We start from the raw sequence: 220 nt of genomic DNA, 5'->3' as shown, positions 1-220 counted from the left end.
TTCATCAACTTCTCATACGTGAATTTCGTCTTTGTATGACTTGTTCCTTGGTAATTCACTAACCCTGCGACTCTGAGCTTAGCAGTTGTTAACTGCTCCAACTGTTGTTCGAATCGTTGCTTAGACTTACCTAGGTCAGAGTATAGCCCTTTATAGACATCTTCAGGCAATTCCGCATGGTTATGCGTATCAATTTGATAGTAGCCATCTTTATACAGTA

The 220-nt window shown here is 40.0% G+C and carries 1 protein-coding gene; it reads right to left on the bottom strand.

Going from position 1 to position 220, the window contains the following annotated elements; all coding sequences use genetic code 11:
* Window positions 1-220 (bottom strand): hypothetical protein (locus tag HMPREF2732_RS09935; RefSeq protein WP_222563117.1); only part of this gene is annotated, 220 nt, incomplete at both ends.

It is taken from the genome of Haemophilus sp. HMSC061E01 (assembly GCF_001810345.1).
Lineage (GTDB): Bacteria > Pseudomonadota > Gammaproteobacteria > Enterobacterales > Pasteurellaceae > Haemophilus_D.
Note: the sequence above shows the minus strand (reverse complement) of the source record. Positions and strands in the feature narration are given on the sequence as shown.